The organism is Lacticaseibacillus suihuaensis (genome assembly GCF_054785075.1).
Map to the genome: position 1 here is coordinate 126,381 of NZ_BAAGBJ010000004.1, position 19,180 is coordinate 145,560.

Annotated in this window: 12 protein-coding genes; 2 read left to right on the top strand and 10 right to left on the bottom strand. The window is 63.0% G+C overall.

The annotated features are described in order from the left end of the window. Positions 1 to 6: 6 nt before the first annotated feature. The 9 genes from ACYVRZ_RS05255 to ACYVRZ_RS05295 all read right to left on the bottom strand — a co-directional run bounded on the left by ACYVRZ_RS05255 (position 7) and on the right by ACYVRZ_RS05295 (position 14,603). Positions 7 to 2,196, bottom strand: a complete 2,190-nt coding sequence (locus ACYVRZ_RS05255) for an alpha-galactosidase (protein WP_461225451.1) — start codon at positions 2,194 to 2,196, stop codon at positions 7 to 9. A 17-nt stretch (positions 2,197 to 2,213) separates the two neighbouring features. Further along, positions 2,214 to 3,083: a glycoside hydrolase family 43 protein gene (locus ACYVRZ_RS05260; protein WP_461225453.1), complete on the bottom strand. Its 870-nt coding sequence runs from the start codon at positions 3,081 to 3,083 to the stop codon at positions 2,214 to 2,216. Then, on the bottom strand, positions 3,070 to 4,236 hold the full coding sequence (locus ACYVRZ_RS05265) for a GDSL-type esterase/lipase family protein (protein WP_461225455.1): 1,167 nt from the start codon (positions 4,234 to 4,236) through the stop codon (positions 3,070 to 3,072). Before ACYVRZ_RS05265 ends, ACYVRZ_RS05260 begins: the two co-directional genes overlap by 14 nt. Beyond that, positions 4,220 to 6,397 carry a glycoside hydrolase family 95 protein gene (locus ACYVRZ_RS05270; RefSeq protein ID WP_461225457.1) on the bottom strand — a complete coding sequence of 726 codons (2,178 nt, stop codon included), beginning with the start codon at positions 6,395 to 6,397 and terminating at the stop codon, positions 4,220 to 4,222. The genes ACYVRZ_RS05265 and ACYVRZ_RS05270 overlap by 17 nt, the downstream gene beginning before the upstream one ends. A gap of 8 nt (positions 6,398 to 6,405) precedes the next feature. Continuing rightward, entirely contained in the window at positions 6,406 to 8,298 is a 1,893-nt protein-coding gene (locus tag ACYVRZ_RS05275; protein WP_461225459.1) for an alpha-amylase family protein, read from the bottom strand. Between the two features lie 219 nt (positions 8,299 to 8,517). Then, positions 8,518 to 9,426, bottom strand: coding sequence for a carbohydrate ABC transporter permease (locus ACYVRZ_RS05280; RefSeq protein WP_262315100.1), 909 nt, complete (start codon positions 9,424 to 9,426; stop codon positions 8,518 to 8,520). 12 nt (positions 9,427 to 9,438) lie between these two features. Continuing rightward, positions 9,439 to 10,410 carry an ABC transporter permease gene (locus ACYVRZ_RS05285; protein WP_262315101.1) on the bottom strand — a complete coding sequence of 324 codons (972 nt, stop codon included), beginning with the start codon at positions 10,408 to 10,410 and terminating at the stop codon, positions 9,439 to 9,441. A gap of 65 nt (positions 10,411 to 10,475) precedes the next feature. Next, complete coding sequence (locus tag ACYVRZ_RS05290; protein ID WP_461225461.1) at positions 10,476 to 11,900, bottom strand: type 2 periplasmic-binding domain-containing protein; 1,425 nt, start codon at positions 11,898 to 11,900, stop codon at positions 10,476 to 10,478. A gap of 501 nt (positions 11,901 to 12,401) precedes the next feature. Beyond that, positions 12,402 to 14,603, bottom strand: coding sequence for an alpha-galactosidase (locus ACYVRZ_RS05295; RefSeq protein WP_461225463.1), 2,202 nt, complete (start codon positions 14,601 to 14,603; stop codon positions 12,402 to 12,404). A gap of 220 nt (positions 14,604 to 14,823) precedes the next feature. On the opposite strand from ACYVRZ_RS05295, the gene ACYVRZ_RS05300 reads away from it, so the two are divergent. Next, on the top strand, positions 14,824 to 15,717 hold the full coding sequence (locus ACYVRZ_RS05300; protein WP_262315104.1) for an AraC family transcriptional regulator: 894 nt from the start codon (positions 14,824 to 14,826) through the stop codon (positions 15,715 to 15,717). Next, entirely contained in the window at positions 15,707 to 16,384 is a 678-nt protein-coding gene (locus tag ACYVRZ_RS05305) for a hypothetical protein (RefSeq protein WP_461225465.1), read from the top strand. Before ACYVRZ_RS05300 ends, ACYVRZ_RS05305 begins: the two co-directional genes overlap by 11 nt. Positions 16,385 to 16,609: 225 nt before the next feature. Here ACYVRZ_RS05305 and ACYVRZ_RS05310 read toward each other — a convergent pair whose 3' ends face one another. Next, positions 16,610 to 19,177, bottom strand: coding sequence for a glycoside hydrolase family 97 catalytic domain-containing protein (locus tag ACYVRZ_RS05310; RefSeq protein ID WP_461225467.1), 2,568 nt, complete (start codon positions 19,175 to 19,177; stop codon positions 16,610 to 16,612). Positions 19,178 to 19,180: the final 3 nt, after the last annotated feature.

The window sequence follows — 19,180 nt, forward strand, 5'->3', positions numbered from 1 at the left end:
CCGCCCTTAGTTGACTTGGTGCAGGGTTAAGACCCGCGCCTGAAAATCGTGGTTGATGCCGGCGTCGATGAACAGGCCGTAGTTCATCAGCTCATCGCCCGGCAGCTGTTGGCCGTCGATCTCGTAGGTCGCGGCCGGATCCAGGCCGCACAACCGCAGCTTGACGTGCGGCCGGCTGGCGCTGTTGAGAATCTGGAAGAAGAACAGCAGCGCGTCTTTGCGGTCCGGGCTGACGAACATCCAGGCGCAATCGTTGGTCTCGTACGGGCTGAGCAGCCGGTAGAAGTCACCAAACTGGATCAGCTGGCGGTGGGCCTTATAGAACTTGATGCCGGCCGCCACCTCCGGCAGGTCGGTGCGGTCTTTTTGCCCCAGGTCCAGCATGATGCCCAGGTTGCCCGAGGCCGCGGTGGCAAAGCGCGTCGAGAGGTCCGTGATGCGCCCGACCTGCTGGTTGGGCGACTCGGAGACATGGGCGCAGATCATCGACGCCGGGTACAAGAGGCTGGTGCCGTACTGAATCTTCAGCCGCGCGATCGCGTCGGTGTTGTCGGAGGCCCAGCTTTGCGGCATGTAGTAGCACATCGCCGGGTCGAAGCGCCCGGCGCCGCCCGAACAGTTCTCAAAGAGAATCTGCGGGTAACGGGCGGTCAGCTTCTCCAAAAAATCGTACAGACCCAGGATGTAGCGATGCGCGGTTTCCTTTTGATGCGCCGCGGCGCGGCCGACCGAGGCGACCTCGGTCAGGTTGCGGTTGAAGTCCCACTTGACGTAGGTGATCGGCAGCTCATCGAGAATCGCGGCCATCTGGCGGAAGATTTCTTCTCGCACCTCCGGCCGCGAGAAGTCCAGCACCAGCTGGTTGCGACCGCGCGAGCTCGGGTAGCCGGCGACGTGAACGTGCCAGTCGGGATGGGCCCGAAACAAGTCGGAGTCCTCGGAAATCATCTCGGGTTCAAACCACAGACCAAACTGCATCCCGCGGTCGACCGCGGCCTTGGCGACCCCGGCCAGCCCCTGCGGCAGCTTGTCGCGATCGACCTGCCAGTCGCCAAGCGACGTGGTGTCCGAGTTGCGCTTTTTGAACCAGCCGTCGTCCAGCACGAAGAGCTCGACGCCCAGCTTGTGGGCGTTGTCGATCAGGTCGACCAGTTTGTCCTCGTTGAAGTTGAAGTACGTGGTCTCCCAGTTGTTGGCCAGAATCGGGCGCTGGGCGTCGCGGTACTGCCCATGGGCCAGCCGCTCGCGGTACAGGTGGTGGAAGGTGTTGGACATGCCGTTCAACCCCTTGTCGGAGTAGACGTAGACCAGCTCCGGGGCCTGGAAGCTGGTGCCTGGTTCCAGCTGCCACTCGAACTCGTAGGGGTTGATGCCGGCCAACACCCGGGTCTGATCGAAGGCGTCGACCTCCGCGGCGATGCGGAAGTTGCCGGAGTAGACGAAGTGAAAGGCGTGAACCTCGCCTTGGAACTCGTCGGTGTTGGGGCTACACAGCGCGATGAACGGCTGCTGGGCGACGGAGCTTGCGCCGCGCTTGCTGTCCAGCACGTGGATGCCGGCGGCCAGGTGGTCGCGGCGCAGCTGCTTCTCGTTGGCCCAGGCGCCGGGCAGCTGGATCATGTCGTAATCCGAATCCGTGAAGTCGAAGCACCCAGACATCACCTTGTTGAGCCGAATCAGCGTGTCGCCCTCGTTTTCGACTCGGGCGGTGCGGGTCACGACGTTGCGGTCGGCGTAGATGGTGTAGCTCAAAACCACGGCGACGTGGCGCAGCGCGTCCTTGAGCGTGATGTTGAGCGTCTGCGCCTCGCTGTCGTCTTCGACGTAGGTGGCCGGCAGCCCGGTCAGGCGGGGCTTGCCGGCGACAATCTCGTGGTGGTCGTAGGTCAACGTGGTCGCGTTGGTGCCGTCTGCGTAGGTGAACTCAAAGGCGGTTTCGCGGTAGTCGCCGGCGCCGTCGCCCGGGTACTCCTGCGGCCACAGGTCCAGCGTGAAGCCCTGCAGGCGCTTGTCCGGGACGTTCGGCGAGAAGCTCGACCGCCCGTCGTGCGGGTAGGGCTGGCTTTGGGCGAAGCGGCGAATCCGCTTGCCGGAATAGACATGCACCAGGTAACCGCCCGGCAGGACCTCCATCACGTAGCTGATCTGGTCGTTGTATAGGTGAAACTGCTGCTTTTGGGAATCAAACTCAATCATATTTACTCTCCAACTTTCTAACGACTTATGCTCGGTTGCCCGTCTCGAATCTCGAACGGGTAAAAATGCGGCCGCTCCCGCAGCTGGTCATTCGGCGCGTGAAGCGTCAACAGCGCCTGACCGGCCAGCGTCTCAAACACCATGGCGTGGCCGCCGTCTTGGCCAAACACCGGCACCGGACACTGGCGCCAAGGGCCAAGCACCGACTCGGTGTCGGACCGCGCCGCTAGCAGCAGGTACTTGCCTTCACCGTACGACGACCACAGCATGAACAATCCCTGCGGCCGCTGCACCAAGAACGGCCCGTCGGTGACATAGGCGGCCGCCTTAGTGGCCGTCGCGTCCTCAAAGGGGGTGACGCCGACGCCTTCGGAGCCGTGAAACAGCACCTGTGGCGCCCCGATGGCCCGGGTGAGGTCGACCGATAGCTCCTGGACACAGATGGTGCCGTCTCGTGCCTGCAGCCACTCGTGGCAAAACACCAGGTACGGGGTGCCGTTTTCCACCCACAGCGTCCCGTCGAGACACTCCCAATCCGGCGGCGTCACCGGCCCGGCGGTCAGCGGCTTGAAGGGGCCAAGCGGCCGGTCGGCCACCAGAATCTGGGTGCCACGGGCCCGGCCCGGCGCCTTGAAGGTCGCCAGCATCACGAAGCGGTCGCCGTAAGCCGACACCTCCGGGGCCCAGTAGTTCTCCGTCGCCCAGAAGTCGCCGCGGTTTTGAAAACAAGTCACCGGCCCGAGCCACTCGCTCAAGTCGCTGCTGACGTAGCCGTCGAAGCCGTCGGCCGGCCCCCAGGTCGTCGCGCCGCGGGTGCCGTACAGGTAGTAGCGGTCGTGATCGACCAAGACGTAGGGGTCTCGCACATTGATTTCATCGAGTCGCATGGCGTCCTCCCTTCAGCCAAGCCGCAACCACCGGATTAGCGGTCAGTTGCCGGGCCATCAACGCCCCGGCGGCCGGCGTCGGGTGAACGTGGTCGCCCGAGTCGTTCACGGCCCAATAGCGCGTTGGGGCCTTGGGGTCGGCGACCGCCGCAGCGAGGTCAACACTCACCCCGAAGCGGCCGGCCAGAATCGCCTGGTTCAAGGTCTGCCGCACCGCCTCACGGGCCTTCGTGTGGTAATCGGACCCGCCGAACGGCAGTAAGGTGCTGACCACCGCCGGCACCTGCGCCGCGGCCACAATCGCCTGCAGCTTGGCAAAGCCGGCGAGCAAGGCCGCCACCGGCACCTCCTGATCGGCGGGTGCCCATGGACCCGGCTGCACCAGGTCGTTGATGCCCAGCAGCACGACGGCCAGGTCGCTTGGGCCGGCACCACAGGCGGCCAGCTCGCCGGCCGCGCGGCTCACCGCCGCCGTGCCGTACTGGTTGCCGACCCCTTGGCTAGGGTCGGTGTCGCGCAGCGCCCGGTTGCCGGACACCCCGAGGTTGACGATGGCCAGCCCCGGCTGGCTTTGCGCCATCGCGCCGAGGAAGTACCCCTGCTGGGTGATCGAATCGCCCAGCGCGATCAGCCGCCGCGGCGCCGGGGCCGGCACCAACAGCGCCTGCAGGCCGTACAGCACGAGGGCATGCGGGTCGTTGGCCGCCAGCGCGAACAAGTCGCGCGAAGCCACCGCGGCCCCGGCCGCGTCACGATGCGCCACCTGCACCAGCGTCTGGTCGTAGGTCCAGGTCAGCGTCTCGACGGTTGCGGCCACCGCAGTCAGCGTCACGCACAGCCGGTGCGGCGTTGGCCCGGTCAACTCGATTGCGTCGCTAACCAAGGTGCCGCCGGCCGGCACCATCAGCGTCGGGCTGCCGCCTTGCGTCACCGGCAGTGCCGCGGCGTCAGGGACCGCAACGTCTTGGACCGTCGCGGCGGTGAACACCAAGGGCTTGGTGCCGAACACGTTGCTCAGCCGCAGCCGAACGCTTGGGGCCACCACCGGCGTCGCCAGGGTGATCACTTGGGTATCATAGGCCAGTGAAGTCGGCACCGTGTGGTAATCCAGCGGGTGCAGGCTCCAGATGGGAACGTCAGATTTTGTCGTCAATTGAGCTCGCTTCTTCCTTGGGTTCGTGAATCTTGTGGGCGACCAGCCGGTGGTCGCGCCAGGTCAAGTCGACGGTGCGGCCGCCCTTGATGCGCAGGCCGGACACGCTGCCTTCGCGCCACTCGGCTGGCAGCGCCGGCAGCAGGCGAACGCCTGCGCCGTGGTCTTGCACCAGCATGTTGGCGATGCCGGCGATGGCGCCGAAGTTGCCGTCGATCTGAAACGGTGGGCAAGAATCCCACAGATTGGCCAGGGTGGACTGGACCAGCAGGTTGTGGACGAAGCGTCCCGCCTGCTCGCCGTCGCCCAAAATCGCGTACAAGTTGATCAGCCAGGCGCAGCTCCAGCCGATCTGCTCGGTGGAATGGGCGACCCGAGATTCGATCAGCTTGCGGCAGGCCGCCTGGCGCTTGGGGTCGGTGGCGAACAGGTCGCCGGGGTACAGCCCAAACACCGGCGACAGGTGGCGGTGGCCGGGCTCACGCTCCGGCAGCGGCTGCCCCCACTCGAGCAGCCGCCCGTCTTCCCCCACCCGGGTCGCCTTCACCCGCTTGGCCTTGGCCGCCACCTCCCGAATGAAGGCGTCGTCGAGGCCAAGCGCCGTGGTCGTCCGCAGAAAATCACGGAACGTCGCCGCCGTGAGCTCGAGGTCCAAGGCGACGCCATCGGTCCAGGCCGCCGGCTCGCCGTTGGGCAACAGGAACTGGTTTTCCGGCGAATCGGCCGGGCAGGTAGTCAGCTCGCCGTCCGGCGCCTCAACCAGCCAGTCGCACAAGAAGGCGCTGGCTTCTTTGAGCACCGGGTAAACCTCCGCGGCCAGAAAATCGCGGTCCTTGGTGTATTCGTAGTGCTTGTAAAACTCCTGGGCCAGCCACACCCCGGCCATCGGCCACATCCCCCACCAGACGCTGACGGCGTTGCCTTCGCGGTCGCCGTAGTTGATGCCGACGGGATTGGTGTTTTGCCAGTAATCGAGGTTGCAATGAGCGACGAAGCCCCGGGCGTGGTAGTTGATCCGCGCCGTTTTTTCGCCTTCCTTGACCACCCCGTGCATGAAGTCGACGAACGGTTCGAAGCAGTCCAGCAGGTTGCAGCTTTGAAGCGGCCAGCAGTTCATCTCGAGGTTGATGTCGGTGGTCCAGTTGCCACTCCAAGGGGCTCGCAGCTGCCAGCTCCAGATGCCTTGCAGGTTGGGCGGCAGGCTGCCGGGCCGGGCACTGGCAATCATCAGGTAGCGCCCGTACTGAAAGTACAAGGCGACCAGGGCCGGGTCGCTGGCGCCTTTTCGCACCGCGGCCAAGCGCTCGGGCACCGGCAGGTCGGACTGGGGCCCGAGGTCCAGGCTGACGGTGGCAAACAGGCGCCGGTAATCCGTGACGTGGGCGCTTAGCAGCTGGTCCCAGGTGGCCCCGGTCGGCAGCTGCGCCGGCTTCACGAATTCAACGGCCAACAGCGTGTCGGTCGCGTCTCTGACCTCGAGCATCTGGTCGTAGGCGTAGGTGCGGCCGTCGGTGTGAAGCAGCCGCACGGCGCCTTGGAAGTGCTGGCCGCGCGTCCCCTGAAGGATCGGCGCCGGCACGTCCCAGTTGTACTCGGGCTCGACGTGTTCCGGGCACTGCCCGGTGACGGTCAACCCGGTGCGAGCGGCGACCGCCGCGTGTTGCAACAGCGAGGCGAACCGCACCTGAAAGGACTGCCGCCCGGTCAGGTGAATCAGAAGCGCCTGGTGCGGGAAGCTCGCGATCACCTCGCGGCGCAGGTGTTCTCCGTTCATGTCGTAGCTGACCGTGGCCGTCGCCGTGTCGAGGTCCAACACGCGGCGGTAGTTGCTCGCGACGTGCTGGTTGAGAAACTCGAGCTCGAGGTTGCCCAGCGGCAGGTACGACTCGTTGTTCTCCCCCAGCATGTGGGCCGCCATGATCGCCTCGGCCTCGTGGTTGCGCCCGGCCTGAATCAGCCGCCGCACCTGCGCCAGGTACCGGAACGCCGAAGGATTGTTCTTGTCGCGGTAGTAGCCCGACCACAGCGTCTCCTGGTTGAGCCCGATGCGCTCAACGCCGATGCCGCCCCAGACCATGCCGCCCAGGCTGCCGTTGCCGACCGGCAGGGTTTCCTCCCACTGCCGGGCCGGCTGGTCGTAGGTCATCACAAGTTCGGTCATGTCGCACCTCAATCGGCGATTTTGAAAATCAGCGTCTCCTTAGGGGCCAGGGTCGCGGCCAAAATGGCGCCGGCCACCACCGGCTGGTTGTGCCACAGCTCGGTGATGATCCCGTGCTGGCCGACACCGACCGCCGCCAGGTCCAGGTTCAAGTCGGCCGGCTCCGACAGGCTGTAGTTGAAGCAGGCGACGTAGGTGGCATCCGTGTCGCGAGCGTAAAACACCGTGGCCGAGGCCTTGCCCAGCAGTGGCTCACCCACTGGGCGGAAGGCCAGGTCCTTTTTGACCAGCGCCATGATTGCGGCGTTGCCGAAGATTGACTCGGCGTTGGCCCTGGCCTGCGGCACCGCGAAGTCCTCGGAAATCAGCTTGAGCCCGGAGATCAGGCCGGTCGAAAAGCGCGTCTTGGCCTCGGCCAGGCTGATCGAATCGGAGTCGTTGCTGTGGAACAGCACGATGTGATCCGGGTCGTTGTAGGCGAACTGCCGCCCCTGCAGCCACCACAGGTAGGTCATCGAGTTGTTGACGTACTCGGATTGGTCCAAGGCCCCGAAGGCGTCACACGAAATGCGCCGGGCGTGGCCGTAGCCGCCGGGGAAAATCGGCGCGATCGACAGGCTGATGAACATGTCGTAGCCGATGCGCTCGGGCGCCAGCCGGGCCGTGATCTGCTTCATCGCGAAGTTGTAGGCCGCCATGCCGGTGGTGATCGATGGGTCGTAGAACGCGCCTTCGCGACTGGCGTGGCCGAGAAAGTCGATTTTGACGAAGCGGAAACCCCAGGCGACGATGCGGTCTAGGTCGTACTGCAGGTGCTGAATGGTGCCGGGGTGGGTCGGATCCAGCGAGTACAGCCCATCGACCGGCGGCAAAATGTTGCCGGCGTGGTCGCGCAGCACAATGTCTTTGAGCCGGTAGTTGTCGTCGGTGCCGGAGACGTATTCGTCGAAGTTACCGCCGGAGATGAACGGCGCCAGGTAGGAGCCGGCGATCTGGCCGTTCTCCTGCAGCCGCGCCGGCAGCACCTTCATGCGGTCGGTGAACTTGTTCCAGCTGGCGTCGAGGTTCAGCCACTGGTTGCCCTTGGCGTCGCTGAATTCCTTGTGCTGGGCCAGGTAATCCGCGGAGATCAAGAAGCGGTCGTAGGTGATGTTGCCCATGAAGGCCGCCCAGGTGTTCCACCCCACCGGCACCGGGTGCGACCAGGTCAGCGGCGGCTGCACGACCTTCAAGGCGTCGCCCAGCTGCGCAAGCCCCGCCTGAAAGTCCGCGAACTGGCCGACGAAGAACCGCGCGGAGCTGACCGTCGGACCGCTCACGGTGCCGTGAACCGCACCGTCGAAGTCGCGCGTCACCTCGCTGGTCGCCCCGGAGTAGATCTGAACCCGCGCGGCCGTGGCATCCACCACGTTGATCGCGGACTTCCACGTGTCGTGGTCGACGGCGCCGACCACCAGCCCCGTGTTGTCGCCGCTGGCGTGAAGCGCCGTGAAGCCGTAGATCTCCCGGGCCTCGCTCAACGGGTAGTCGACGAACTTCGCCCACTTGTCGTTGTCAAACGGCACGGCCAGCATCCGCCAGGCCGCGGTGCCGGCCAAAGTCGCGGTCAAGCCGACCTGGCGCAGCGCCACGGTCGTCTGGTCGGCGCCGGTCACGCTGACCTGCACCAGCCCGGTGGTCGCGCTCAATGCCGCGGCGATGATTGTCGCGGTGCCTTCGCTCAGCGCAAACGTGGTCGTGGTGGCGGCCAAGGTGCGATCCCCGAAGGCGACGGTCGTTGCGGCCGCCACCGGCGTCTCAGTCGGCGTCAGGCGAGTGCCATCCGCCGTCACGGCAAAAGGTGCCAGGGCCTGGAGCTGCCAGGCGCCGTCAATTGTCAGGGTTTGATCTTCCATCTTCATCAGCGATAACTCCTTATTGAATGCAACAGCCAACAGTGACTAAAACTTGGTTCTGCGGTGCTTGGCAACACGCGAGTCGAGGGGTTGACTTGCGCATTGCCAAGCATCGCCTTTCGAGTGGGCGTCGAAAGACGAGCCTGACTTAGCGTGGTGAGGTGAACCAGCGCCTGTGCAACCGCGGCCGCTAGGGAACAGCCGCGACTGCCGGGGTGATGCTAGCTAAGCCTTGACGGCCCCGAGCATCATGCCCTTGACGAAGTACTTTTGGACGAACGGGTAAACCATGATGATCGGCACGGAGGACACGATGGTCGCCGCCATGCGGATGCTGTCCGGGGTGACCGCCTGGGCCGCCGTCGCGTTCTTGACCGCGGCCTTGGAGGCGTCGCCGGTGGCGTACTGGTTCAGGATTTCAACCAGGATCGCCTGCATCGGCTTGAGGCTTTGAGACGAGGTGTACAAGTAGGCATCAAACCATGAGTTCCACTGCCCGACCGCCACGAACAAGGCGACGGTCATCAGGATTGGCTTGGACAGCGGCACGACGATTTTGAAGAAAATCGTCAGGTCCGACGCCCCGTCCAGCCGGGCCGATTCGAACAGGTCCTCCGGCAGCGTGTCGATGTAGCTGCGAATCAAGATCATGTTGTAGACGCTCAAGGCGCCTGGGATGATGAAGACCCAGAAGTTGTTGATCAGGCCGAGGGCTTTGATGATCATGTAGAACGGCACCAGACCGCCACCGAAGTACATGGTGAAGATGAAGATCATGGTCAGCGTCTTGCCGCCGTAGAAGTCACGCCGCGACATGACGTAGGCCAAGGCCGCGGTGACGAACAGCGAAACCGGGGTGCCGATTAGAGTCCGGGCCACGGTGACCTTGATGGAGTCCAGGAACTCCACGTTTTGCAAAATGTTGGTGTAGCTGGCCAGGCTGAACTTGCGCGGCCACCAGTAGATGCCACCGCGAACCGCATCGGTCGCGTCGTTGAAGGACACGATCAAGACGTTCCAAAACGGGTACAAGGTGACCAAGAGAACCAGGGCCAACACGACCCACTTGACGATGTCCAAGACGACGTCGCCCTTGGAGGAACGTGCGAAGTATTTGTGCAATTTTTCCGTCATGATGTTCCCCCCTTAGAAGAGCGCCGCGTCGCTGTACTTCTTGGACAGCTTGTTGGCAAAAATCACAAGCAAGAAGGACACGACGGCCTTGAACAGCCCGACGGCAGTACCGTAGGAGTACATGCCGTTGACCATCCCGTAACGGTACGAGTAGGTGTCCAGCACATCGGCGTAGTTCAGAATCGAGGAGTTCTGCAACAGCAAAATCTGCTCGAAGCCGGTGTTGAGGATGCCACCGATGGAGAGAATCAGAAGAATCATGATGGTCGGCTTCAGGGCCGGCAGCGTGATGAAGCGAATCTTCTGCGAGCGGGTGGCGCCGTCAATGTCGGCCGCCTCGTACTGCTCTTGGTCGATCCCGGAAATCGCCGCCAGGTAGATGATGGCGTTGTAGCCCATCCCCTTCCACATGTTGGCGATCGCGAGGATCCACCAGAAGTACTTCCCGTTTTGGAAGAACAAGATCTCCTTGGTGGTGATGTGCAGCGCCTGCAGGATGTCGTTGATGATCCCGTTGGCGGAGAACATGGTCAAAATCAGGTTGGCCGCGACAACCCAGGAAATGAAGTATGGCAGGTAGGATGCGGTCTGGATGCCCTTCTTGGCCCAACCGACGCGAACCTCGTTGAGCAAAACGGCGATGATGATCGGCATCGGGAAGCCGAACAGCAACGACAGCAGGCTGACGCCCAGGGTGTTGCGCATGATCAGCCCGAAGTCGTTTTCAAAGAAGTACTTGAACCAGTAGAGCCCGACGAACGGCGCGTGGGTCAGATCCGAGATGTAGCCGTTGGAACTTGAGCTGTAGTTGGTGAAGGCCATGTAGATCCCGGACATTGGCGCGTAGTTGAACAAGATGACACAGACGATGGCGGGAAAGGCCAAAAGCCACAAGTAGCGCTGGTCGACGATGGTTTTCCAGCCATTCTTCTTCTTGTTCGGGTGCGTCACTTGAGTCGTCGGTGCCGGTGTTGCGTTATCCATAAACTCACTCCTCTCTATGAATAAAGCTTGAGGGGTTAGCCTCAAGCTTTACAGAACCGATCAACTCATTCGCCCCAAAGTTTGTTTTGAGCCTTGTACTTCTGGTTGACCACCTTCAAGACGTCCTTCAGCCCGGCCGCGTTGATGTCTTTGAGCATCTGCTTGTAGGCCTTCTTGGTGCCGGCCGCAGTCTTGGCGTTGACCATCTTTGGAATGGCTTGCGTCTGAATGTCTTGAATCTTCTGAGCTTTCAACCCTTCCGGTGTGCTGCCTTCCGGAAGCAGTGAGTCGTAAGGCGCCGTGTCGTAGGCGGTGTCCGTCAGGTTCTGCTTGGCGAACTTCGCGCTCATGCTCTGGTTGCCGATGTAGGCGGTCACGCTCTGGGCGCTCTTTGGTGTCGGCGGCGTCGAGGTGACACACCAGGTCCAACGCGTGATCCCGGTTTCCTTCTTGGCCTTGTCTTGATCAGCCTTGAAGGCCTTTTCGATCTTCGCGGTTGGCACGTACTCGCCGTTTTTGATGTTGTAATCCTTACCCTTGAAGCCCCAGAACATCAGGTCTTGGCCCTTGCGGCTGGCCAGGAAGTTCAGCAGCTTCGCGGCGGCCTTCTTGTCCTTGCACTTATCGGTGATGCCGATGGCATCCCAGCCGAGGGTGCCGGCGGCCCCGTAAGTGGTCTCCTTCGGGCCGACGCCGTCACCCATGACCTTGTAGGCCACATAGTGGGCATCCTTGCCGTGCGAGGCCTCAAGGCTCTTGGACGCCGTGTCGGTGTTCCAGTAGGCCCACATGGTCCCAAGCACGTTGTTGGCCGAGAGCTTTTGCGAGGACAGGGTGTCGTTGTTGGTGACCCATTCCTTGTCGAGCAGGCCCTTGCGATGCAGCTCGTTGACAAACAGCATTTCCTTGAGGTACTGCGGATCGTAGGCGTTCCAGTTGAGCTTGCCGCCCTTTTCCGTCTGGTAGTACTTCTTGACCCCGAACATCCCGTCGACGACCCAGAAGGCGCCGGTGCCGTTCAGCAGCAAAGGCACACTATCTTTGCCGTCGATCTTGGGGTGCTGTTGCTTGAATTTGGTCAAAATGTCGATCATTTCGGACTGCGTGAACGGCTTGGAGGAGGCGGCTCGCTTGGCGCCGACCAGCTCCTTCATGTAGTCGTAACGCATTTCGAACCCGCCGACCGGGTCGCCCGTGCCGTTGTACCAGTTGGCCAGGTAGTAGTTCTTGCCGTCGGACCAGCGCGTCTTGTTCAGGGTGTTGCCGTACATCTTCTTGACGTTCGGCATGTACTTGTCGATCAAGTCGTTGAGCGGCACGAAGGCCTTGGATGAAATGTACTTATTCAGGTTATTCGACGAGCGGCTAACCATAACAATATCGGGATAATCGTGACTTGAAAGCAGCAGCGAGAGCTTGCCGTCCGGGTCGCCGGATGGGTTTTGGATGTCGACCTTGACCCCGGTTTGCTTTTCGATTTCTTTGGCCACTGGATCATCAAACTTGGCAGACCCCGAGTTCCCATCGAACCACGTGAGCGTGACGGTTTTGTTCGTGTCCGATTTGGAACCAGAGTCTTTGGCACCGCATGCAGAGAGCATGACAGCGCCGCCAAGTACTAAACCACTTAGCAAGAGTGTGTGACTTACAAAGTGCTTGTTCATTTGTCCAACCTCCTTAGTTGATACCCAAAGTATAGGGGGTATTCGCGCCCAAATACATGGGCAGATGCTCGATGCAGGCGACCTAATGCGCTATTTCAGCCCATTACTGATAAAGTCTAGCATCTCGCCATATTTTGGATAAAGCGTTTACATCTCGCCCACAATCTAGACTCATTCGGGATAATTAACCCTTGCAAGCGCTTAGACCACTTTCGCCCCATCTAAAAAGAGCGGCTCACCGCAAGGGTGAACCGCCCGGATTTCGAGGCGTTCGGTGCCGGATCAATCCGACACGCACAAGGTTTGATGACCACACTTCACGGCGGGTTACTCGGCCGTCAGTTCGTACAGCCGCGACTGGAAGTCGCCTGCGGTGCCGTCGAAGGCCTGCTGGTCGTTCTCAGTGGCGACGCGCAGCCCGGCGTTCATCAGCTCGGCGCCGGCGCGTGGTCCGGCCCCGTTGACCCGGTAGTTCAAGGCGGGGTCAAGCCCCTGCAGGTGCAGGTAAGTGGCGACCGGCTGGTTAGGTTGGTTCAAGGTGCGGTAGTCGGCCACAAGCGCCGTCTTTTGGTCCTTGGCCACCACCAGCCAGGCGGTTTCGTCGCCGTCAAACGGGCTGAGCAGCCGGTAGAAGGTGCCGTACTGGATCAGCTCGCGATGCGCCTTCATGAAGGCGACCTGGCGGCTGACTTCCGCCAGCTCGGCGGCGCTTAGCTTGTTGAGGTCCAGCTCGTAGCCAAACGTCCCAAAGTACGCGACGTTGGCCCGGGTGGTCAGCGGCGTGATCCGCCCCACCTGGTGGTTCGGCACGGCCGAGACGTGCGAGCCGATCGCAGACAGCGGGTAGGCCAAGGAGGTGCCGTACTGAATTTTTTGCCGGGCCACCGCGTCGGTGTCGTCGGACGCCCAGGCCTGTGGCGCGTAGTACAGCATGCCGGCGTCGAACCGGGCGCCACCGCTGGCGCAAGACTCGAACAAGACATCCGGGAAGGCCTGAATCAGCCGCTCGTACAAGGCGTAGACGCCCAGGATGAAGCGGTGGTAGACACTGCCCTGGGCAGCCGGGCTGGCGCCTTGGGAGAAGACCTCCGTCAGGCTGCGGTTCATGTCCCACTTCACGTAGCTGACCTTGGCGCCGCCCAGAATCGCGCTCATCTGCTGGTACAAGGCGTCGACCACCTCGGGCTTGGAGAAGTCCAAGACGTACTGGTGCCGCCCGACCGAGGCCACGCGGTCCGGGGTTCTAAGTACCCACTCGGGATGGGCCCGAAACAAATTGGAGTCCGGGTTGACCATTTCGGGCTCGAACCACAGGCCGAACTTCAGGCCCAGCTTGGTGATTTGGTCGGCCAGGCCGGTGATGCCGCCGGGCAGCTTAGCCAGGTTGGCCTGCCAGTCGCCCAAGGCGCGTTGGTCGTCGTGGCGTTCGCCGAACCACCCGTCGTCCAAAACGAACAGCTCGACGCCGACCTTTTTGGCCGTCTGGGCGATGCCCAAGAGCTTGGCCTCGTCGAAGTCAAAGTACGTGGCCTCCCAGTTGTTCAGCAGAATCGGCCGCGGGGCGTCGCGGTACGGGCCGCGAGCCAGCCGATGCGCGAACAGGTCGTGGAAGGCCTGGCTCATCGCGTTGAGCCCGTGGGTCGAATAAACCATCACCACCTCGGGGGTCTGCAAGGCGCCGTCGACATCCAGGCGCCAGGCAAAATGGTCGGGGTGAATGCCCATCAAAACCCGCGTCTTGTTCATCGTGTCGGCGTCGACCAGCCCCTGGAAGTTGCCGCTGTACACCAGCGCCAGGCCGATCGCGTCGCCGGCGAACTCGGTGGTGTGCGGCCGGCGCAGCACCATGAACGGGTTGAACTGGGCGCTTGAGTGACCGCGCAGGCTCTGAATGGCGGCGATGCCCGGCACGATTTTGCGCGTGGTGATCGCGCGTTCCCGAGCCCAGGCGCCGGTCAACGTCATCAGCTCGTAGTCTTGATCCGGCAGATCCAGCGCCAGGCTGGCGGCCCGGGTGACGGTCAACGGCGTCGTGGTCGCCGCAAACCGGGCGTTGCGGGTGATCACCGGCCGGTTCTCGTAGATCGTGTAGGACAAGACCAAAGTCGCGTCGATCACCGCGTCGTGCAGCGTGATGGCAAGCGTCGTCGCTTCTTCGGCAGCTTCGACGTAGGTCGCCGGCAGTCCGGCCAGGCGCGGCTTGCCCGGGGTGATGGCGTGGCTTTGGTAGGTGAAATTGGTGACGTGGCTGCCGCTTGGCTGGGCCACCTCAAAGGCCGGCGTCCGCATGTCGCCGGTGCCAAAGGTCGGGTACTCCTGCCGGACCTGGTCCATCTGGTTGGCGTCGGGCTGCGCCGGATCGAAGCTCAGCGGCGCGTCGATCAGGTCGGACAGGTACACCCGGTCGGGGATGCGCGGGCCAAAATACACCTGGCCGAGCTGGCCGTTCGGGAGTACCGCCAGCACGTAGCTGATCTGCGCGTTGCTCAGGTGGAACGTCGAATCCGTCTTGTGGTATACAACCGTCATATGCGTTTTCCTCTTCTCTCTCCAGTCTACCCCCTCATTCTAGGGACCGGGCGGCGCCAATGATATGGACTGACCGGCTTTGAATGCGGCGAAATGCGCTTTTTCCTAGCATTATTGACATGTTCGCGCATTCTGCTATACTCGAGGCGAAAAGCGCTTACACAACGACCGGTCAGGAGGGGGACCGGCCGCCATTGCTGTGGGCGCGGGGAGGGGTATCATGGAAACCGATAAATTGCTGACGCTTGCGCAAGAGGAAATGCTCGACTTGCGGCTGTACCAGGCCGGCTTTGCGGCCTGCGAGCCGCTGCACTACTACGGGCCGGTCAAGCGCAACCACTTCTTGTTTCACCTGATCATCGACGGCAAGGGAACGCTGCAGTCGACCCGCTCGACCGGCGAAACCGTCGACTACCACCTGAACAAGGGCAGCGGCTTTTTGATCGTGCCCGAGCAGGTCAACACCTACTACGCCGACCGCGAGCTGCCTTGGTCTTACGTGTGGATGGAATTCGACGGGCTGCAGGCGTATCACCTGCTGAAGCTGGCCGGGCTCAGCCAGGACAGCCCGATTTTTCGCACCCCCAACGACCACCTGTTCCGCCACCTGCAAACCGAGATGATGTACCTGGCCAACAACGCCGACCAGTCGCCCTTGAACCTCTTGGCTCACACCTACCTGGCCGTCGATTACCTGACCAAGCGGCACAACGACGACGCGCTGAACGCCTACGCCAGAAGCGATCAGCGCCAGCTGGATTACGTGCTTCGCGCCATCGAGTTCATCGAGTACCACTACGCCGAGCCGATTTCCGTGGAGGACATCGCGGAGTTTTGCAACCTCAGCCGCAGCTACCTCGGGGCCGTTTTCAAGAAAATGTATTCCAAGAGCATCCAGGAGTTTTTGATCAACTACCGGCTGGCCAAGGCGACGGAGATGCTGCGCTTTTCCAGCGATTCGATCAAGCTGATTGCCGAAAAGGCGGGTTACGCCAACCAGCTGAACTTCTCTCGGGCCTTCCAAAAGCGCTTCACCATGGCGCCGAGCGAGTGGCGCCGCCTCAACCGTCCCTGCCTCGATCCCATGGAAGGAATCAACATTCATGAAGCCTAAAAACATCGTCCTCAAGTGCATCGACAAGATCTACCTGGCCCTGCAGCTGTCCTGCCTGATTCTGGTCGCCAACCTCCCGCTGCTCATCGCCTTCATTCTCTTTCAAGCCGAGCTGTTCAAGAGCTTTCTGGCCTACCTGGTCTTGTTGCCCTTCATCCCCAGCCTGATCGCCGCCTTGGCCTTGATGGGCAAGCAGCTGCGCGGCGAATCCCCGCGCATGATTCGCGACTACCTGCACTACTACCGCCAGGGGGTGCTGCAAAACTACGGCTTCTCGCTGGTCCAAACCGTGCTGTTTTTGCTGTTGACCACCTTCTTTGCCTTCAGCGTTCAAAACGGCAACCCGCTTTTGATCGTCTTCCCCGTGTTGCTCCTGCTGCTTCACGCCTACCTCACGATTTTCGGCAGCGCCTTGATCGGACGCTTCACCGTCACCCTGCCCCACCTGTACCTGTTCATTTTGGGCAAGCTCTACCACCAGTTCGGGCTTTTGTTCAAGCTGGACTCGCTGGCCGTCTTCGCCTTGCTGGCGCTATACTACCAGCCGCTGTTCGCGCTGTTTCTGGCGGCCGGGTTCTTCACCTTCTTCGCCGCCAAGGTGTGCTTCCCGGCCCTGCAGACCTTCGAGGCCCAGGTGGCCGCCCATGCGGCGGCGGCCGGCAAGTAGGCGGCCGGCAAGTCACGACGCTCATGTAGCAACCAACACCCCGCGAGGCACCTCGCGGGGTGTTTTGCGTGGCCGGGCTTGGCCGACCGGTTGCGCCGTGGGTCGGCTTCGTCGCCCCAACGCCAATAAGCCAGCCCTCACCGCGGCGACGCGCGATGAGGACTGGCTTATTTGGGCTATGGCCGACGCTGGATCAGGCCGACGCTGGATCAGGCCGACGCTGGATCAGGCCGGCTGCAGCGTCAGGTTGACCAGGTTCGGTAGCTGCCCGGCGGTGGTCAGCACGATGCGGTTGGCACCGGCAACGAGGTCGACCAGCACCTCGCGGGTCAACAGCTCGCCGACCTGGGTTGCTCCCCAGACACCGACGCCGCCAAGTCCGGCCTGGACCTGCTGGTCGCCGTTGACCGTGACGGTGGCGGTGCCACCGGCCGCGGCGTAGTAGTTCACCGCCAGGATGTAGCGGCCGGCGTCGGCGACGAACACCGGGTCGAAGGTCGCGCTGCTTTGGGCATCCAGGCCGACCAGCACGGCTGGGGCGGCCTCGGTCAGATGCGCGTGGCCGCTCAGGGCCGCGACCGCGACGTCAAGCGTCAGCGGTGCGGGTGCGACCGCCTGGCCAATCTGCACCGCTGACAGCAGCGGCGCCGGCCCGGCCTGCCGGGTGATGGTCAGGTTGAGCGGACCGCCGACCAGCGGGAAGTTGACGTCATGCACGGCAAACACCGTGCCGCCGTGGCTGGCCGGGGGCAGGGTCACGGTTTGGCGCGTGTGGCCGTCACCCAGCGTCAGCGTGATCGGCTCAAGCGCCGCGTAGGTCAGGCGCAGCCGGTGCGAGCCGGCCGCGAAGTTTTCCGGGCAGGCGATCGTCGCGGTGTGGTTGAGCTGCAGCACCGCACGGCCGTCCTCATCGGAAACCGCGGATCGGACGCTGCCCAAAAGCGGCGTCATCGAGGCGGCCGGGTAGGTCACCTGCCCCGCCGCCATGAAGCGGCCGGTCGGCTTGACCGCATAGGGAGTGACGTGTCGGGCGATGTAGAGGCCGGCCCCGCCGTGTTCCAAGAGCCGCAGCAGCAACTTGCTATCGCGGGTCACCTGCTGGGTGGTGACGTGAATCTGGTCGCCGAAGCGGTCGTCTTGGTACAGCTCAGCCTCAAACTCGCCTTCGGGCAAAAAGCTCAGGTCAAGCGTCAGGTCGCGCCGCTCGTTGACAATCACGCCGATCACGTACGCGTCTTTGGTCCAGCGCAGCATCGCCACGTGGCTGCCGGGCTCGCCGGCCAACAACCGCATGCCGTCGTACTTGGCGGCCAGCCGCTGCAAAAAGCGGGTGCCGGTCCAGGGGAGCAGGTTGTAGATGCTGGCGGCGTAGTCTTGGCAGCCGGACTCGAACACCGCGGCCAAGGCCGCCTGATGCGCCATGGTGGTGTTGCGGTTGGCATTGATGAAGCCGGTCGGCGTGTAGTCCATCGGTCCCACCGCGTTGCGAATGAACGGCACGGTGCAGTTGTGCTCGGCGGTCGGGCCGCTGCTCCACTTGTAGTACTCCATGCCTTCGATGCCCTCGGCGGCGATGAAGTGCGGCCAGGTGCGACCCTCGCCCATCGGCTTGGTCGAGCCGTGGAAGTTGACCATCAGCTTTTCTCTGGCCGCGATTTCCGCCATCATTTTGTACTGCTTGGCGGTGTGAGCCGAGTCGTTTTCAAAAAAGTCGATCTTGACGCCGTCGACGCCCCAGCGCTTCCACTTCGGCAGGTGAGCCTCGGCGGATTCAACGGTGTCGATCGCCTGCATCGCCGTCCAGACCCAGGCCTGGACGTGATGCGCATGGGCGTAGGCGCAAAATTCCTGAATCCAGCTGGCATCCCAGCCGGCGTCGAGCAGCACGGCCTCAAAGCCGTTGGCCGCCGCGAAGTCGACGTAGGCCTTGGCCTCGGTGAACTTCTGGGCCCCCAAGTCGTTGCTCCACCAGGCCCAAAGCGTCCGGGCCGGGTGAATCCAGCTGGTGTCTTCGATAATCGAGGCCGGGTTCAGGTCGAAGTTGAAATGCGCCCGGACCACGTCGTCGAGCGTCGGCGCCACCAGCAGGTAGCGCCAAGGCGTCTCAAGCGGCAGCGTGGTCGCCACCGGCTGGCCCTTTTCCTCAAGCGCAAACTCGAGGTCAAGCCCCGCCCCGGCGGTGCCCACCACGTGGCTGATGCAGTAGTTCTGCTCGAGGTTCAACACCCCGGCCTCGTTGACCATCAGCCAGGGGGTGTCAGCGCCGTGGACCAGGGCCGGCAGGTTGTAACGCTGCCCCTGCCGCGCCTGACCCCAGTGGCCGTGGTTGTACGGGCCTTCGTAAGACGCGACGATGTCTTGCAGCCAGACATCGGTCAGCCCCGCCGCGAAGTTGAAGGCCGTGGCCTCCTTGACCACCGCCGTCGCCGCGGTTGCGCCTGGCACCCGGTAGCGCCAGGCAAACCCGTTGTTGGCCAGGCGAAACTCGAGCTCAAAGGCCTGCGTCCCCTGGGCGAAGCGCAGCACGTAGGCAAAACCTTCGCTGTGGTACTCGGCCAGCTTGCCGGCCGGCAGCGCGTACCGCTCGTCGACGCGCGACTTGGTCGGGCCGGCCACGAAGGTTAGGTCGCGGGTCAGATCCGCGCCGGTCAAAACCAGGCCGAGCGGCGATTCGGTCATCAGGGGCGTCTGATCCAGCGCCAAGGCGTAGGTCAGCTGCCCCTGGGCATCCATATTGATGGTGGCCACCAGGTGGCCGTCCGGAGACGGCAGCGGCCAGTGCATAGGTTTCATGTG

What these genes read in the sequence shown, in the direction of transcription:
- ACYVRZ_RS05255 (WP_461225451.1), bottom strand. Translation starts at nt 2,196, where the DNA reads ATGATTGAGTTTGATTCCCAAAAGCAGCAGTTTCACCTATACAACGAC.
- ACYVRZ_RS05260 (WP_461225453.1), bottom strand. Translation starts at nt 3,083, where the DNA reads ATGCGACTCGATGAAATCAATGTGCGAGACCCCTACGTCTTGGTCGAT.
- ACYVRZ_RS05270 (WP_461225457.1), bottom strand. Translation starts at nt 6,397, where the DNA reads ATGACCGAACTTGTGATGACCTACGACCAGCCGGCCCGGCAGTGGGAG.
- ACYVRZ_RS05275 (WP_461225459.1), bottom strand. Translation starts at nt 8,298, where the DNA reads ATGAAGATGGAAGATCAAACCCTGACAATTGACGGCGCCTGGCAGCTC.
- ACYVRZ_RS05280 (WP_262315100.1), bottom strand. Translation starts at nt 9,426, where the DNA reads ATGACGGAAAAATTGCACAAATACTTCGCACGTTCCTCCAAGGGCGAC.
- ACYVRZ_RS05285 (WP_262315101.1), bottom strand. Translation starts at nt 10,410, where the DNA reads ATGGATAACGCAACACCGGCACCGACGACTCAAGTGACGCACCCGAAC.
- ACYVRZ_RS05295 (WP_461225463.1), bottom strand. Translation starts at nt 14,603, where the DNA reads ATGACGGTTGTATACCACAAGACGGATTCGACGTTCCACCTGAGCAAC.
- ACYVRZ_RS05300 (WP_262315104.1), top strand. Translation starts at nt 14,824, where the DNA reads ATGGAAACCGATAAATTGCTGACGCTTGCGCAAGAGGAAATGCTCGAC.
- ACYVRZ_RS05305 (WP_461225465.1), top strand. Translation starts at nt 15,707, where the DNA reads ATGAAGCCTAAAAACATCGTCCTCAAGTGCATCGACAAGATCTACCTG.
- ACYVRZ_RS05310 (WP_461225467.1), bottom strand. Translation starts at nt 19,177, where the DNA reads ATGAAACCTATGCACTGGCCGCTGCCGTCTCCGGACGGCCACCTGGTG.